The organism is Dactylosporangium fulvum (assembly GCF_025137375.1).
Classification (GTDB): Bacteria; Actinomycetota; Actinomycetes; order Mycobacteriales; family Micromonosporaceae; genus Dactylosporangium; species Dactylosporangium fulvum.
Window position 1 is genome coordinate 8,160,496 of the sequence record NZ_CP073720.1, and the last position, 15,579, is coordinate 8,176,074.

A 15,579-nucleotide genomic window follows, 5' to 3' on the forward strand; every position below is an offset into this window, starting at 1 on the left:
CTCCCCTCCTGTTGCTTCAACCATTGTCCATCAACCTGTCACAGTCACACGGGCGGGGGCCGGAAATTGTCGTACCCCATGGCTATGGTGCGGATCGTCGGGTGGCGATCATCGCTTGGGGGTGTGGCTGTGTATCGGCAAGGAGATGTGCTGCTGGTGCCGGTGTCCGTCGCGGAGGTGCCCGCGACGGCGGTGCCGGCGCCGCGCGACCGGTCGGGCCGGATGATCCTGGCCCGGGGCGAGGCAACCGGGCACGCGCACGTGATCGTCGGCCCGGATGTGACGTTGCTCGCCGACCGCGACGACATCGACCGGCTGTTCGTCAAGGTGATCTCCCGCGCCCGCGTGGTGCACGAGGAGCACGGGCCGATCGCGGTGCCCGCCGGTGCCTACCGTGTGGTGCGGCAGCGTGAGTACATTCCAGGCTCCTACCGGCCGGTGGCGGACTGATGACCGCCGACGCCGCCCTGACCCGGGCCGCGGCCCTGGGTGCCGTCTCGGCGAAGTGGCTGGCCGCCGGCCTGTCGACCGCTCCCGCCGACCGCGACGCTGCGGCCGACGCCGTCCGGCTCGCATACCGCTCCGCCGGCCTCCCCGAGCCGGCCCACATCGTGTGGTTCGCGTCGCCGTCCGCCGGCGCGCGGGCGGCCGCGCTGCTCACCGGCCGGCGCGACCTGCCGGGCGGCCCGGAGGACAAGGCCCGCTGGGACGAGGAGATCGCCGCCGAGCTGCGGGCGCAGGGCTGCCCGCCGAGCCCGGGCACGGCCGGCGTCTCGGTGCGGGCCGCGGTGCGCAACCAGCCGTGGGCGGCTGCCCGGGCCGAGGTCTATGCGTTGCTCGGCCCCGACGGGTGGGCAGGCCTGTGGTCCGCCTGCGGCGCCGACGTGTGGCGGATGGTCAACGACCGGGTCGCGGCGCCGCTGCGCGCCCACCTGCGGACGGAGCTGCCGTCCCACGCCAGGACGGTGCTCCTCGACGCGGTCGGCGGCCAGCACGACGCGGGCTGGCTGGCGGCCTTCGACGCGGCGGCCTCCGGCGCTGCCGACCCGTCCGACCCGGCAGCCGGCACGATCGTGCCGTGGCCCAGATCCGCGGCCGACGACCGGCCGACCGCCCGTGGCGACGCGGGTTCGACCGGATCCACCGGCAATGGCGCTGCGGCCACGCACGGAATCGGCGGCGCTGCCGGCGTCAGCCCCGGTTGGCACGTGCCCGGCAGCGCGGCCGGCGTCGACTCGGCCACGCGCGGTGCCGGCGGCAACAGCGCGACTCGTCCGGGCGACGGTGGCGGTGCGGCCACGCATGAAATCTCCGGCAACAGCGCCGGTGCGGCCGGGGACGACGCACGCGGGACCGGTGGCGACGGCGCGGCCGGTGGCCTTCCCGCTGCGGGGAGGGCCGGAGGCGCGGTGCTGCACGCGGTGCAGCGGCTGGCCGGGCTTGCCGGAGTGGCGCGCTCGGCCGGGTGGTGGTGGCCGTATGCCAACGTCGCGATCCTCACCGACCGGCCCGATTCCCTGCAGCGGGACAACATCGGGCGGCTACACGCCGCCGACATGCCCGCGCTCCGATACAGCGACGGCTTCGCGCTGCATGCGTGGCGGGGCATGCCGATCCCGTCGGACCTCGTCGACCGGCTGTCGCAGCTCACCTCCGACCAGATCACCACGGAGCGCAACGCCGAGCTGCGGCGGGTCATGCTTGAGCACTTCGGCTACGAGCGGTATCTGCGCGAGGCCGGAGCGCAGCAAGCCGGCCAGGACGCGTGTGGTGTCCTGTGGCGGCTGACCTTCGCCGACGACGAGCCGCTGACCATGGTCGAGGTCGTCAACAGCACGCCGGAGCCGGACGGCACCAGCCGCATCTACTGGCTGCGCGTGCCGCCGTGGACACGGACCGCGCGGGAAGGCGTGGCGTGGACGTTCGGGCTGACCAAGGAGGAGTACCGGCCGCTCGTGGAGACCTGAGCCGCGGGCGGCACGGACCACAGTGGACGCTCGTGCGGGATGCGTTCGAGCACGCCACCGGCGAAGACGTCGTAGAGCGGCAGCGTGGTCAGGTGCACATAACCGATGTGGCAGTCGCAGGTGCCGTTCGGACACGGGCGGGCGGCGCCGGGGACGCGGGTCGCCTGCCAGGAGCCGTCGTAGAGGTTGCCGAGCGGCTCGGGCACGAAGTGGCAGCGGCGCACGGTGCCGTCGCCGAGCACCGAGATGACGTCGTCGCCGGTGCGGCACGGCCGGTCGAGGGAGGTGTGCGGGCGCACACTGAAACCGAACAGGGGGTCGAGCGCGGTCCAGGTCGCCTCCTCGTCGGCCGTGTACGTGTAGCCGTCGGCGGCGTTGACCCACAGGTACACCTCGGGCGGCAACGCCTGCCGGAGCGCGATGGCGTCGGCCAGGTGCTCCGGCAGGCCGACGATGCCGACCGAGTAGCGGATGCGGTGCCCGTCCAGCGTCGCGCACGCGGCGAGGAACCGGTCGAGCGTGACCTGCCCGGGATGGAACGTGCACCACAGCGCGAGCGTGTCCGGGTCGGCGCCGGTGACCCAGCCGAGGCGGCCGGCGAGGTTGGTCTGGATCGCGGCGCGGCCGACGTGCGGCAAGTGGGACAGCTCGACGAGCGCTTCGCGGTACCACGAGCGGGTCAGGCCTTCGCCCCATGGCGTGAACAGCACCTCGACGGGCTCGTCGCGATGGTCGCGGACCCAGCCGACGAACCGCCGCAGCGCCTCCCGGTCGGCGCGCAGCAGTTCCGGCGGGTCGTGCCGCTTGGCGAACGGGCAGTACGGGCAGTCGTAGTTGCAGCTCGCGAGCGGCCCCCGGTAGAGGATTCTCATCGGGCGACGTGCCCGGCCATGGCGGCGCGGACGCCGGCGGAGACGAGCCACGGGCCGACGGCGTCGGAGCGGGCCAGGCCCTCGGCGGTGAGGCGGTGCCCGTCGAGGTAGCCGGCCTCGCGCAGCTCGTCGAGCGCGGGAAAGTCGTCGTCGACGCCCGTGCCGAACCGGTGCCGATACTCGCCGGGCGCGATCCCCTCGGCACGCAGCAGCGACTTCAGCAGCCAGCGCCGCCGCCGCTCGGCGCCGTCGAGCGCGAACCCGACCTCGGCGACGCCGAAGTCTTCGGCCGGCCGGCTCAGGTAGTCGTCGAGGATCCCGCGGACCTGCCGGACGCTGACGGCGTAGTCGAAGGAATAGTGCAGCCCCGAGGTGTACGACCGGGCGCCGCACCCGAGGCCCACCATGCCGTCGTCCTGGCAGCAGTAGTCGGGGCCGTCGACCGGCGGCGCGTCGCGGCGGCGGAACGCGCGCATGGACAGCTGCTCGTAGCCGGCGTCGGTGAGCAGGGCGACGGCGTGGCGGTAGAGCGTCAGGCGGTGCACGTCCCACGCCGGGTCCGGCCCGTCGTCGGCGCGCCGCGGAAGGCTCCGCCGGCCGAGGCCGGTCAGCGGCCGGACGTACAACGGATAGAGATACAGCTCCTCGGGGCGCCAGTCCAGTGCGGTGCGCAGCGAGTAGGTCCAGGTGTCGAGGGTCTGGCCGGGGATGCCGTAGATGAGGTCGACGTTGAGGTCGGCCGGGCCTGCGGCGCGGATGGTGTCGAGGGCGCGGTCGACCTCGGCGCGGCGCTGCGGGCGGCCGGCGGTGTGGGCCTCGGTGTCGAGGAAGCTCTGGACGCCGATGCTGACCCGGGTGGTGCCGCGCTCGAGCAGCACCGCGAGCCGGTCGGCGGTGGCGGTGGCCGGTGACGTCTCCACGGACAGCGGGACGGCGCGCAGGTCGGCGCCCGTGGTCTCCTCCAGCAGGTCGAACAGCGTCGTCAGCTCGCCGGCGGTGAGGTAGGTCGGGGTGCCGCCGCCGATCGCGGCCCGCGCGTATCGGGCGCCGGCCGGCAGCGCGGCCGCGACCCGCCCGGCCTGGCGGCGCAACTGGGCGAGGTATGCGCCGACGTGGTCCTGGTCCGCGCCCGTGCGGGTGAAGAGGTTGCAGAAACCGCAGCGCATCTCGCAGTACGGCACGTGGGCGTAGAGGAACAGCGCCTCGACCGGCTCGCCGGCCCACACGTCGGCGAGCCGGGGTCGCGGGCGCAGTGGCCGGTAGGCGGTCTTGTGCGGGTAGGCGTAGAGATACCCCTGATACGGCGAGCCGAGGTCTACCATGCACCGGCCGCCAGCGTGAACTCCGCGTAGGGCACCGTCCACACGACCTCGTGGCCGACACGGTGGCCGGTGTGGCCGTCCTCGCCGTATGCGGTGCCGTGGTCGCTGCACATGATGACGCGGCACGGCCGGCCGCGGGACGACACGAGCGTGAACAGCGCCGGCAGGTGCCGGTCGACGTGTTCGAGCGCGGCGGCGTGCGACTCGATGCTGTCGTCCTCGGCGCCCGGCAGGTAGTGCCGGTTGGGCTGGTGCAGGGCGGCGACGTTGACGAACGTGAACAGCGGCCCGTCACCGGGCAGCACGGCCTTGAGCCGGTCGAGCTGTGCCTCGAAACAGCCGGGGTTGGTGACCCCGAAGTCGCTGGTCCAGTGCGCCTCGTCGAACAGGCCGGGCAGGACGCCGCCCTGCGGCGAGGTCATCGCGAAGAACCCGACACCGCCGATGCAGATGGTGTGGTAGCCGGCGGCGCGGAGCGCCGTGACCACGTCGGGCGCGTCGAAGACCCAGGTGTCGGGGCCGACGGTCGTGCTGCCGGGGAACCGCGCGGCGAACGGCCGGTCGTGCGGGCCCGGCGTGACCGGCGTGGGCAGGAACCCGCCGAAGAACGCGTGGTGTGCCGCGTAGGTGAAGGAGGCCGGCGTGTGCCGCCGCTCCCACCGCCCGCCGGGCAGTGCCCGGGCGAGATTGGGCGTGCGCCCTGCCGCGAGCAGGTCGGCGGCGACGTCGTAGCGCAGTGTGTCGAGGGTGACGAAGAGCAGGTCGTGGCTGCCGATCAGGGACCTCATCGCGCCACCGCCCCGGTGAGCGCCGCGATCTCGGCGGCATACGTGTCGCGACCGTCGACGAGCACCCCGGGCAGCAGGTCGCCGAACGCGTTGACCTCGGCGACGGCGTGGGCGGTATACCGCGGCCCGAACATCAGGTCGACGCCGACGTGGAGACTGCCGGGGAAGCAGGCGGCGGCCCGCTCGCAGGTGCGCATGGCGGCAGCCCAGCGCTCCTCCCCCGCCGCGGCGCGGACGGCGGCCAGGTCACCGCGGGCGTTGCCCAGGTGGAGGTTGGTCATCGGTGAGCGGCTCGACCGCACGACCACGTGGCTCGCCCGGCCGGCGATGACCACGACCCGCAGGTCGAAGAGCCGTCCGTCGTGCCCGGCCTTCGGGAACCAGCGCTCGATGTGCAGCCCGTCGCGGCCGAGCCGGTCGACGATCTCCGCCACGGTCGTCTCGTCGGTGTAGTGCCGGACGCGCAGCTCGTTGAACAGGCGGCCGTCGTCGAGGACCGCGGAGCTGTACGCACTGATCCTCCCCCGCCCGAACGCCAGCGCGACGACCCCGGACGCGGAGCTGCCGTGGGCCGGCTTGACGAACACCCGCGGCCAGCCGTGCGCCCGGATGCGCTCGTAGGCGTCGTCGGGCCCGACGGTGAACGCCGCCGGCACCGGCACGCCGTGCGCGGCGAGCAGCGCGTGGCAGCGCCGCTTGTCGAACAGGACCTCAAGGTCGCCGACCGGGGTGAGCAGCGGCGCACCGCGCGCCTCGACCCGCCGGGCGGCGGCGATCAGGCCGCGGTGCCAGGCGGCGAGCCCGACGATCTCCCCGTGCTCCGCAGGCTCGGCCGCGCCGCGCAGCAGCCGGTCGACCTCGGCGTCCTCGCCGGGCGACTCGAGCCGCACCAGCGTGCCCGGGTCGACGGTGAAGTCACCGGCGCAGACCTCGCGCCAGTCGACGACCGCCGGCGTGTCCAGTCCGGCGGCAACGGCCGCCTCCTGGAACAACCGCACCCGGCGGTGCCCTCGGATGCCGACGACGGTGAACGTCATTCCGACACCGACACGTAGCGATCGCTCGGGTCTTCGGCCTCCTGCTCGGCGGAGAGGTCGACGTCGACGCCCGGCAGCTCGGCGACGAGCCGCTCCCGCAGGTCCTCGGAGATGAAGTGGTGCGACAGGTCGAGCCGCCGCAGGTGTGTGAGCGGCTGGCCGAGCAGCAGCTCCTCCGCGCCGCGGTCGGACAGGATGCCCAGCGAGAGGTCGAGCTCCTCCAGCCGCGCCACCACCGGCGCGCCGGCGAGCGCCGCGGCGACCTGGTCGGCGATCTCGGCGTTGCGCAGGGCGAGGCGACGCAGGGACGGCAGCTCCGCGCCGCCCAGGATCGGCGCGAGGTCCTCGACGGTGATGTCGCCGCCGTATCCGCTGACGCCCAGCCACAGCTCCAGCGTCGTCAGCGCGGGGAACGAGGAGTCGCTGATGCCGCGCACGACGGTGGCGGGCAGACCGCCGGCCTCGATGCCCAGCTCCCGCAGCCGGCGGTGCCGGACCGGTGACAGCCGCAGCCCCTCGGAGCCGCGGATCCGCAGCACCTCGAGGCCCGGAAACGCCCCGAGCAGCGGGGCGACGTCACCGTGGTTGATCCACGAGATTTCGCACTCGTCGAACGTCATCTCGCCGAGGAACAGCGCCCGCAGGTTGGGCAGCCGGTCGCGCACCGCGATGATCTGGTCCAGCGGCGGCGCCGTTTCATAGGCCGATCCCCACTGCCCGACGACCAACGCATGGACCGACTCCCCGCCCACCACGTCGAGCAGTCTGTCGAGCACGCTCACGAACACCTCGACGTCGTCCTCGTAGTCCGTCTCGATCCGCCACGCGACGGCGCTGCGTGGCGTGCCGGCCTCGTCGAGCTTGTCGACCACACCGGGCTCGAACTCGGTCACCGGCAGCCCGGCGAACGTCGTGATGTGCTCGCTGATCGTCATGGGCCGGACCCTAGCAGCCGCCACCGACAATTCCGGGCGACCGCGGCGGGAGCGGAATGCCGTCCTCTACGCTTGCCCGATGGTGTTGGAAGTTGCGCTCATCGACGTCCTCGAAGGCCGCGAGGACGAGTTCGCCGCCGCCTACCGCAAGGGGCACGAGATCCTCGCGAGCACGCCCGGTTGCCGCTCGGTGCGGATGACCCGCGGCGTCGAGACGGCGAACCGGTTCGTGCTGCTGGTGGAGTGGGACTCGATCGAGGCGCACCTCGACAACTTCCGCGCGACCGAGCGCTTCACGCAGTGGCGGGCACTGCTCGGCCCGTTCTTCGACGGCGCGCCGCGCGTCGAGCACTTCACCGACGTGACGCCCTAGTCGCCCGGCTTCTTGAAGACCGTGAAGTCCAGGAAGGTCGAGTAGACCTGCCCGGCCACGACGAGGTCGCCGCCGCGCGGGGTGAACCACGCGTAGCGGCCCTCGTTCGTGTAGACGCACACCCGTAAGCCGGGCACCAGCGCGGCGAGCACCACCTGGTTGACCCACTGCTCCGCGGGCATGGCCGCGCAGCCGGCGAAGGACGGGGTCTCCGGCGAGGTCCAGACCCCGAGCTTGGCGGCGCTGCCGGCGGACAGCCCGACGGCGGCGGCCGTCACGTCACCGCCGGTGGTCGACTTGGTGCCGGTGTCGAAGTCGAACGCCTCGTCGGGCTGACCGAGCAGCACCGTGAGCCGGACGGTGCCCACCCGCAGCACGTCGGTGCTGCCCTCCGGGATCGGGCCGCTGACCACGCCACCCGGGCCGGCCGAGCCGCTCACCGCGGGCAACGCCGAGCCGCTGGGGTCGAGGCTCGGCGAGCCGGTGATGCCGCCGCTGTGGTCCGGGCCGGCCGATGCGCCGCTCTTCCCGTCGACGGTGGGCGTGGTGACCGCCGCGGGCGCACGGGAGGGCTCCGTCGTGCCGGCGTCGCGCGTGGAGGAGGTGCCGCGGGTCGCCAGCACCCCACCGGCGGCCGCGATCACCAGCACGACCAGTCCGACGACGAGCGCGACGACCCGTCCCTTCCGGGACGGTCGGCCGTCACTCGTCGCCTCCTGGGCCGGTTCCTCCTCATTTTTCGTGTCCTCCGCCGCCGGCTCGGGCACCGATTCCCGCTCCGGCGCGGCCGGCTGCCGGGGCACGATCGCGTAGGCCGACGTGGGCCAACCGGAGCCGCCGTCGAGCGGGGAGTCGGACATCCAGCCACGCCGGCTGCGGGGCCGCGGCGGCGACCCGTTCACCTGGTCGTGGCTGTGCTCCGTCGGTGGATCCTGCCGTGGGGAGTGTCCCGGCTCCATGCAGCGCGTCCTTCTGATCCCGGCGTTGGTGCTGTTGCCCGGCAGAGTATCCCCGACCGGCCAGCGGACGCACCACGGCAGAAAGCCAGGACGCGCCGTCGCACGGCGCTGTTTGTCGGCTATCTGGCCAGCATCTGCGCGACCGCGGTGGCACCGGACGCGGTGTACCACCCGCTGACCGCGAGCACGCCGAGCACTGCCGCGGCCGCGAGGATGCCCATGGCCTCGCTCGTCCACTGCCACGCTGTGCGCACACGCCGGTGCCGTGCGTGACGCATCGATCGGCGGCCGTCCTGATCCACGGCCACCGCAATAAGCTCGCGACGCTCCAGGCCCGGCCGGCCCAGACCGTGTCGCCCGACTGTCATGATCGCCCCCCGCAATCGTTCCGCAGAGGGAAGGTATATTGACAATTCCGACATTCCGTGCGCACCGCGCCGGGTGGACCCGGCGGCAGGCCCGAATTCACCTTCCGGTGTGATGACCCTATGAGGATGGTGGGACTGACCGGCGGCATCGGCGCCGGCAAGAGTGCCGTGGCGACCCGGCTCGCGGCGCTGGGCGCGGTGATCATCGACGCCGACCGCCTGGCCAGGGAGGTGGTCGCGCCGGGCTCGGCCGGGCTCGCCGAGGTCGTGGCCGCGTTCGGTGAAGGCGTGCTGTCCGCCGACGGCTCGCTGGACCGGGCAACACTCGCCCGGCTCGTCTTCAACGACGACGCCGCCCGTCACAAGCTGGAAGGGATAACCCATCCACTGGTACGGGCAAGGACCGCCGAACTCGTCGCCGCCGCACCCGCCGACGCCGTGATCGTCAACGACGTCCCGCTGCTGGTCGAGAAGAACATGGCCGGGCTCTACGAGCTGGTCGTGATCGTGTTCGCCAGCCTGGAGACCCGGCTGGACCGGCTGACCCGGCTGCGCGGGATGCCGGAGGAGGACGCCCGGGCGCGGATCGCCAAACAGGCGACCGACGAGCAGCGCCGGGCGGTCGCCGACATCGAGATCTGGAACGACGGCACCCCGGAGGACCTGGACCGCGCGGTGGAGGCGGCCTGGCGACAGATCAACGCACGCTGACGTCCGCCGACGATCAGGGCGCTCGCGGCGGCCGGTCGCGCGCTTCGCGCGATCCTGCACCGGTGCGCTCGGCCGGTCGTGACGGACCGGGGCAGCAACCGGGCGCCGGGAGGGCCAGCCGTGTGGTGGCGAGCCTGCTCTCCGGTCGGCCGCCGCGAGCGGCCTACGCGTCTACGTTAGCCCGGTGATCTTCACCACACAATCGCCATGTTGAATACGATCCACCACCCAGGGCGAGGACCGCGAAAGTTGTCATACCCCACGCGTACGGTTGGGGGCATGGCGCTCGACATCCCACGCTTGGACCGCCGATTCGAGGTGGTCAGCGACTACAAGCCCTCCGGCGACCAGCCCGCGGCGATCGAGGAGCTGGCGCGGCGTGTGCGGGCCGGCGACCGGCACATCGTGCTGCTCGGTGCGACCGGCACGGGCAAGAGCGCGACCACGGCATGGCTGGTGGAGCGGCTGCAGCGCCCGACGCTCGTGCTCGCACACAACAAGACCCTGGCCGCGCAGCTGGCCAAGGAGTTCCGCGACCTGATGCCGCACAACGCGGTCGAATACTTCGTCAGCTACTACGACTACTACCAGCCCGAGGCCTACATCCCGCAGACCGACACCTACATCGAGAAGGACTCCTCGATCAACGAGGAGGTCGAGCGGCTGCGGCACTCTGCCACGATGAGCCTGCTGACCAGACGGGACGTCATCGTGGTCGCGACCGTCTCGGCGATCTACGGTCTGGGCACCCCGGAGGAGTATCTCGACCGGGCGGCCAAGGTCAGCGTCGGCGAGGAGATCGACCGCGACAAGCTGCTGCGGCGGCTGGTCGACATCCAGTACACGCGGAACGACCTCGCCTTCAACCGCGGCACGTTCCGGGTGCGCGGCGACACGCTGGAGATCATCCCGGCCTACGAGGAGCTGGCGATCCGCATCGAGTTCTTCGGCGACGAGATCGAGCGACTGGCCTATCTGCATCCGCTCACCGGCGACGAGATCCGGCAGGCCGACTCGCTGCTGATCTTCCCCGCGACGCACTACGCCGCCGGGCCGGAGCGCATGGAGCGGGCGATCAACGCGATCGAGGCGGAGCTGGAGGGGCGGCTCGCCGAGCTGGAGCGCGAGGGCAAGCTGCTGGAGGCGCAGCGGCTGCGGATGCGCACCACATATGACGTCGAGATGATGCGCCAGGTCGGGTTCTGCAACGGCATCGAGAACTATTCCCGGCACATCGACGGCCGGGAGGCCGGCAGCCCGCCGCACTGCCTGCTGGACTACTTCCCCGACGACTTCCTGACCGTCATCGACGAGTCACACGCGACGGTGCCGCAGATCGGCGGCATGTACGAAGGGGACGCCTCCCGGAAGCGGACGCTGGTCGAGCACGGGTTCCGGCTGCCGAGCGCCCAGGACAACCGGCCGCTGCGGTTCGACGAGTTCGAGGAGCGGGTCGGCCAGACGGTGTACCTGTCGGCGACCCCCGGGCCGTGGGAGCTGGGCCAGACGCAGGGCGAGTTCGTCGAGCAGGTGATCCGGCCGACCGGCCTCATCGATCCTGAGGTCGTGCTCAAGCCGACCAAGGGCCAGATCGACGACCTGATGCACGAGATCAAGCTGCGCACCGAACGCGACGAGCGGGTGCTGGTCACGACACTGACCAAGAAGATGGCCGAGGATCTCACCGACTATCTGCTGGAGCACGGCATCCGGGTGCGATACCTGCACTCGGAGGTCGACACGCTGCGGCGGGTGGAGCTGCTGCGCGAGCTGCGGCGCGGCGAGTTCGACGTGCTGGTCGGCATCAATCTGCTGCGGGAGGGTCTCGACCTGCCGGAGGTCAGCCTCGTGGCGATCCTCGACGCCGACAAGGAGGGCTTCCTGCGCTCGGGCACCAGTCTGATCCAGACGATCGGCCGCGCCGCGCGGAACGTGTCCGGCCAGGTGCACATGTATGCCGACAAGATGACCCCGTCGATGGCCCTGGCGATCGACGAGACGAACCGGCGGCGGGCGAAGCAGATGGCCTACAACAAGGCCAACGGCATCGACCCACAGCCGCTGCGCAAGAAGCTCGGCGACATCCTCGACGACATCTACCGCGAGGCCGAGGACACGGCCGGCGCCGTCAGCGGCCACGGGCCGGGCGGCGCGGTCACGGTGGGCGGCGGCCGTCAGATGAGCCGCGGGAAGTCGCCGGAGAACACCCGGGCCCGGCAGAAGGGCGGCGGCACCAAGGGCACAGCGGGCGGCGCCGTCACCCCGGCGCGGGCCGGCATGGCGAGGGCCGAGCTGGCGTCACTCATCCAGGACCTCAACGAGCAGATGCTGGGCGCCGCGCGCGAGCTCCAGTTCGAGCTGGCCGCCCGCCTCCGCGACGAGGTCGCCGAACTGAAGAAGGAACTCCGCGCCATGGACGTGGCCGGCGTGAAGTAACCGGACAGCCCGGCGTCCCGTGCGCGCGGGACGCCGGGCCAGGTCCGGTGCGGAGCGCTCCCTGTTTTGTCGTCCGGCCGTTCGCCCCTCGATCATCGGCGAGCCAGACGGCCCGCACTCCATCCGGTCCGGCTCCGCATCAACCGGGTTCGACGCCCGGCTCCTGAATCACTCGCCGGTTTCGCCCTGGGTCGGCGAGGCACACCTGGTTGGGGCATCAGGTCACAAGCCAGGCCCGGCCGTCTGACGAGCGACGGTCCGCCCCGACCTGGCAGGTCCACCCCGGTCCGAGCCGGTCCGAGCCGGTCCGAGCCGGTCCGAGCCCGAGCCGCTCCGAGCCCGAGCCGCTCCGAGCCCGAGCCGCTCCGAGCCCGAGCCGCCTAGACACGGCCCGGCTCGACACGGCCCGGCACACCAGACATGTCCGTCTCGGCACAATATGCCCGGCCCGACGCGGGTTCTGGCACCGGCCCGACGCGGCAGGACGACGCGGCTGAGGGGACGCTGCCCGAATGGTGCTGCACGGGATGACGTGCTCTGACACGACTCAACGCCGAGACAACCTCGGCGCCGGATTCATACTTCGGCGCACCCGGCTCGGGCGAACCAAACCCCAGGCCGGGCGAACCAAGCCCGGCGACCAGTGGTCCATGATCGAGGGAAACTTCGGGCTGCCCCGGAGCCTGTTGCGTAATTCGCTGGGACAGCGTTGGCGGCCCAACTACGCGCCGATCTTGGAGTTGTGGCGCCACGAACCTCCGAATTTGTCCGGATTTGTCAAGGACCACAACTCCAAGATCGGCGCGGTTGTCGGGGTTGACGCGCGAGGGATCCGAATTACGCAACAGACTCCCCGACGACACGAAGTTTCCCTCGGTCATGAAGTCGGGTCTCGACGCCGCAGGATCGGCACGGCGCCAGGAGCGGAAGAGCCCCGCGGGATCGGCACCGCGCCGCGAACCGAAAGCCCGCGGATCGGGCCACCCACGTTGGGAACGAAAAAGCCACGGGATCGGCACCCGCGCCGCGAACGGAAGAGCCCACAGGATCGGCACGGCACCGGAAACCGAAAGAGCCCCGCGGGATCGGCACCCGCGCCGCGAACCGGATGAGCCCCGCGGGATCGGCACCCGCGCCGCGAACCGAAAGAGCCCCGCGGCAGAAGGCCGCGGGGCTCTTTCTAGGTTTTGCTGGCTGTCAGCTCTTGCCGCCCGCCAGCTTCTCGCGAAGCGCGGCGAGGGCCTCGTCGGTGGCCAGGGTGCCCGACGGCTCCTCGGGAGCGCGGGTCGTGGTCGGCGTGGACGAGCTCACCGCGCCGCCGCCGGCAGGAGCGGCTGCGGCCGGCTCCGCGCTGGCGTCGGCCTGGCGGGCCGTCTGCACCTGCTTGGTGTGGGCCTCCCAGCGCTGGCGGGCCTCAGCGTACTGCTGCTCCCACGCCTCACGCTGCTTCTCGAAGCCGGGCAGCCACTCGGCGGTCTCCGGGTCGAAGCCCTCCGGGTAGATGTAGTTGCCCTGCTCGTCGTAGGTCGCCGACATGCCGTAGAGGGTCGGGTCGAAGTGCTCCTCACCCTCGACGAAGCCCTCGTTGGCCTGCTTGAGCGACAGCGAGATCCGCCGGCGCTCGAGGTCGATGTCGATGACCTTGACCATGACGTCCGAGCCGACCTGCACGACCTGCTCCGGGATCTCCACGTGGCGCTCGGCCAGCTCGGAGATGTGCACCAGGCCCTCGATGCCGTCGTCGACGCGCACGAACGCACCGAACGGCACGAGCTTGGTGACCTTGCCGGGGACGATCTGCTGGATGGCGTGGGTCCGGGCGAACTGCCGCCACGGGTCTTCCTGGGTCGCCTTCAGCGACAGGGAGACGCGCTCACGGTCCAGATCGACGTCGAGGACCTCGACCTCCACCTCCTGGCCGACCTCGACCACCTCGGACGGGTGATCGATGTGCTTCCAGGACAGCTCGGAGACGTGGACCAGGCCGTCGACACCACCGAGGTCGACGAACGCACCGAAGTTGACGATCGAGGAGACAACGCCCTTGCGGACCTGCCCCTTCTGCAGCTTGTGCAGGAACTCCGTGCGCACCTCGGACTGGGTCTGCTCGAGGTAGGCCCGGCGGGACAGCACCACGTTGTTGCGGTTCTTGTCCAGCTCGATGATCTTCGCCTCGAGCTCGCGGCCGACATACGGCTGCAGGTCGCGCACCCGGCGCATCTCGACGAGCGACGCCGGCAGGAAGCCGCGCAGCCCGATGTCGAGGATGAGGCCACCCTTGACGACCTCGATGACGGAGCCGCGAACGACGCCGTCGTCTTCCTTGATCTTCTCGATGGTGCCCCACGCCCGCTCGTACTGCGCGCGCTTCTTCGAGAGGATCAGGCGGCCTTCCTTGTCCTCTTTCTGCAGGACGAGGGCCTCGATGTGGTCACCGACCGACACGACCTCAGCAGGGTCGACATCATGCTTGATCGACAGCTCGCGCGAGGGGATGACACCCTCGGTCTTGTAGCCGATGTCGAGCAGGACCTCGTCCCGATCGACCTTGACGACGGTGCCTTCGACGATGTCGCCGTCATTGAAGTACTTGATGGTCTCGTCGATCGCGGCGAGGAATGCCTCCTCGGATCCGAGGTCGTCGATGGTGACCTTGTTGCTGCTGGCGCTCGAGGTGGCCTCGATGCTGCTCGTCATGTGGGCTGTTGCTCCGGTCGGTGGATTTCTGGGTGGACCTGCGCGCTCCCGCGGACCCGTCGTCGGGCACAACCCGCCTGTCACATTGCAGGATCAGTGCATTGGAAGCGCTCAGGATGTGTTCAACGACCGTGAGCCTGCTCCATGCCGAGGCGCACAAACCCACGAGTGCACCGAACAGCCTACCCTGCGCAATACCACATGGTCCAACCCTCCCCCAGACCCGATCTGCCGACTTTCGCGAGGCCTACCGTTGCACTCCATGGAACCGTCACCTGACGCAGGGGTCACACGACGCGCCGTGAGTCCCGCCGAGAGCCGCCGGGCCAGTCGCGGCTGGTGGGACGGCGACGCCGACGCCTACCAGGCCGAACATGGTTCGTTCCTGGGCGACGTCGACTTCGTCTGGTGCCCGGAGGGCCTGCGTGAGGCCGATGCGCACCTGCTCGGCGACGTGGCCGGCAAGCGCGTCCTGGAGATCGGCTGCGGCGCTGCCTCGTGCTCGCGCTGGCTCAAGTCCCAGGGCGCCGAGGTCTACGCGAGCGACCTCTCCGCGGGCATGCTCCGCCACGCGGCCGCCGGAGCCACCCGATCGGGTGTCACCGTCCCCCTCGTCCAGACCGACGCGACCGCCCTCCCGTTCGCCGACGGCGTATTCGACGTCGTCTGCACCGCGTTCGGCGCCGTGCCGTTCGTGGCCGACTCGGCGAGCGTGATGCAGGAGGTGTACCGCGTGCTGAAGCCCGCCGGCCGCTGGGCGTTTTCGATCACCCATCCCATGCGCTGGGTCTTCCTCGACGACCCGGGTGAGGGCGGCCTGGTCGCCGTCCACTCGTACTTCGACCGCCGGGCCTACGTCGAGGAGGACGGCCACCACGTGCCGACCTACGTCGAGCAGCACCGCACCCTGGGCGACCGCATCCGTGAACTCGTCGGTGCCGGTTTTGTCCTCGACGACCTGATCGAGCCCGAATGGCCGGAGGGCCACGACCTGACCTGGGGCCAGTGGAGTCCCCTCCGCGGCCGGATCTTCCCCGGCACCGCGATCTTCGTGGCGACAAAGCCGGCCTGAACCGAGCCGGCCGCCCGGCTTCGTCGCGGAGCCGGGCGGCCG

Annotated in this window: 12 protein-coding genes and 1 pseudogene; 6 read left to right on the forward strand and 7 right to left on the reverse strand. The window is 71.5% G+C overall.

What is annotated here, in order from left to right; genetic code table 11:
- The first annotated feature begins 129 nt into the window (after nt 1–129).
- Together Dfulv_RS37325 and Dfulv_RS37330 are read left to right on the forward strand one after the other, a co-directional pair.
- Nucleotides 130–450 carry a hypothetical protein gene (locus Dfulv_RS37325; protein ID WP_259858524.1) on the forward strand — a complete coding sequence of 107 codons (321 nt, stop codon included), beginning with the start codon at nt 130–132 and terminating at the stop codon, nt 448–450.
- Nucleotides 450–1,967, forward strand: a complete 1,518-nt coding sequence (locus Dfulv_RS37330; RefSeq protein ID WP_259858525.1) for a DUF6745 domain-containing protein — start codon at nt 450–452, stop codon at nt 1,965–1,967. Before Dfulv_RS37325 ends, Dfulv_RS37330 begins: the two co-directional genes overlap by 1 nt.
- On the opposite strand, the gene Dfulv_RS37335 is transcribed toward Dfulv_RS37330, so the two are convergent.
- Genes Dfulv_RS37335 through Dfulv_RS37355 form a run of 5 tightly spaced genes read right to left on the reverse strand, consistent with a single transcriptional unit; the run spans nt 1,865 to nt 6,921 of the window.
- Entirely contained in the window at nt 1,865–2,839 is a 975-nt protein-coding gene (locus Dfulv_RS37335; protein ID WP_259858526.1) for an STM4011 family radical SAM protein, read from the reverse strand. The two genes, Dfulv_RS37330 and Dfulv_RS37335, sit on opposite strands and share 103 nt — an antisense overlap.
- Nucleotides 2,836–4,161 (reverse strand): STM4012 family radical SAM protein, encoded by a 1,326-nt coding sequence (locus Dfulv_RS37340; RefSeq protein WP_259858528.1) that lies wholly within the window; start codon nt 4,159–4,161, stop codon nt 2,836–2,838. The genes Dfulv_RS37335 and Dfulv_RS37340 overlap by 4 nt, the downstream gene beginning before the upstream one ends.
- Entirely contained in the window at nt 4,155–4,949 is a 795-nt protein-coding gene (locus tag Dfulv_RS37345; protein WP_259858530.1) for an STM4013/SEN3800 family hydrolase, read from the reverse strand. The genes Dfulv_RS37340 and Dfulv_RS37345 overlap by 7 nt, the downstream gene beginning before the upstream one ends.
- Nucleotides 4,946–5,986, reverse strand: a complete 1,041-nt coding sequence (locus tag Dfulv_RS37350; RefSeq protein WP_259858531.1) for an STM4014 family protein — start codon at nt 5,984–5,986, stop codon at nt 4,946–4,948. Before Dfulv_RS37350 ends, Dfulv_RS37345 begins: the two co-directional genes overlap by 4 nt.
- Nucleotides 5,983–6,921, reverse strand: a complete 939-nt coding sequence (locus Dfulv_RS37355; protein WP_259858532.1) for an STM4015 family protein — start codon at nt 6,919–6,921, stop codon at nt 5,983–5,985. Before Dfulv_RS37355 ends, Dfulv_RS37350 begins: the two co-directional genes overlap by 4 nt.
- Nucleotides 6,922–7,000: 79 nt before the next feature.
- Between Dfulv_RS37355 and Dfulv_RS37360 the strand changes: the two genes are divergently transcribed.
- Nucleotides 7,001–7,294 (forward strand): antibiotic biosynthesis monooxygenase family protein, encoded by a 294-nt coding sequence (locus Dfulv_RS37360; protein WP_259858534.1) that lies wholly within the window; start codon nt 7,001–7,003, stop codon nt 7,292–7,294.
- Here the strand turns inward: Dfulv_RS37360 and Dfulv_RS37365 are convergent.
- A complete protein-coding gene (locus tag Dfulv_RS37365) occupies nt 7,291–8,154 on the reverse strand; it encodes a hypothetical protein (RefSeq protein WP_259858535.1) in 864 nt (287 codons plus the stop codon). The genes Dfulv_RS37360 and Dfulv_RS37365 overlap by 4 nt on opposite strands.
- Nucleotides 8,155–8,741: 587 nt before the next feature.
- On the opposite strand from Dfulv_RS37365, the pseudogene coaE reads away from it, so the two are divergent.
- Nucleotides 8,742–9,311 (forward strand): annotated as a pseudogene (coaE, locus tag Dfulv_RS37370) (dephospho-CoA kinase); the annotation flags it as partial.
- A 300-nt stretch (nt 9,312–9,611) separates the two neighbouring features.
- Nucleotides 9,612–11,768, forward strand: a complete 2,157-nt coding sequence (uvrB, locus tag Dfulv_RS37375) for an excinuclease ABC subunit UvrB (protein ID WP_259858536.1) — start codon at nt 9,612–9,614, stop codon at nt 11,766–11,768.
- A 1,197-nt stretch (nt 11,769–12,965) separates the two neighbouring features.
- Here uvrB and rpsA read toward each other — a convergent pair.
- On the reverse strand, nt 12,966–14,465 hold the full coding sequence (gene rpsA / locus Dfulv_RS37380; RefSeq protein ID WP_259858537.1) for a 30S ribosomal protein S1: 1,500 nt from the start codon (nt 14,463–14,465) through the stop codon (nt 12,966–12,968).
- Between the two features lie 262 nt (nt 14,466–14,727).
- Between rpsA and Dfulv_RS37385 the strand changes: the two genes are divergently transcribed.
- On the forward strand, nt 14,728–15,537 hold the full coding sequence (locus Dfulv_RS37385) for a class I SAM-dependent methyltransferase (protein WP_259858538.1): 810 nt from the start codon (nt 14,728–14,730) through the stop codon (nt 15,535–15,537).
- Nucleotides 15,538–15,579 lie beyond the last annotated feature (42 nt).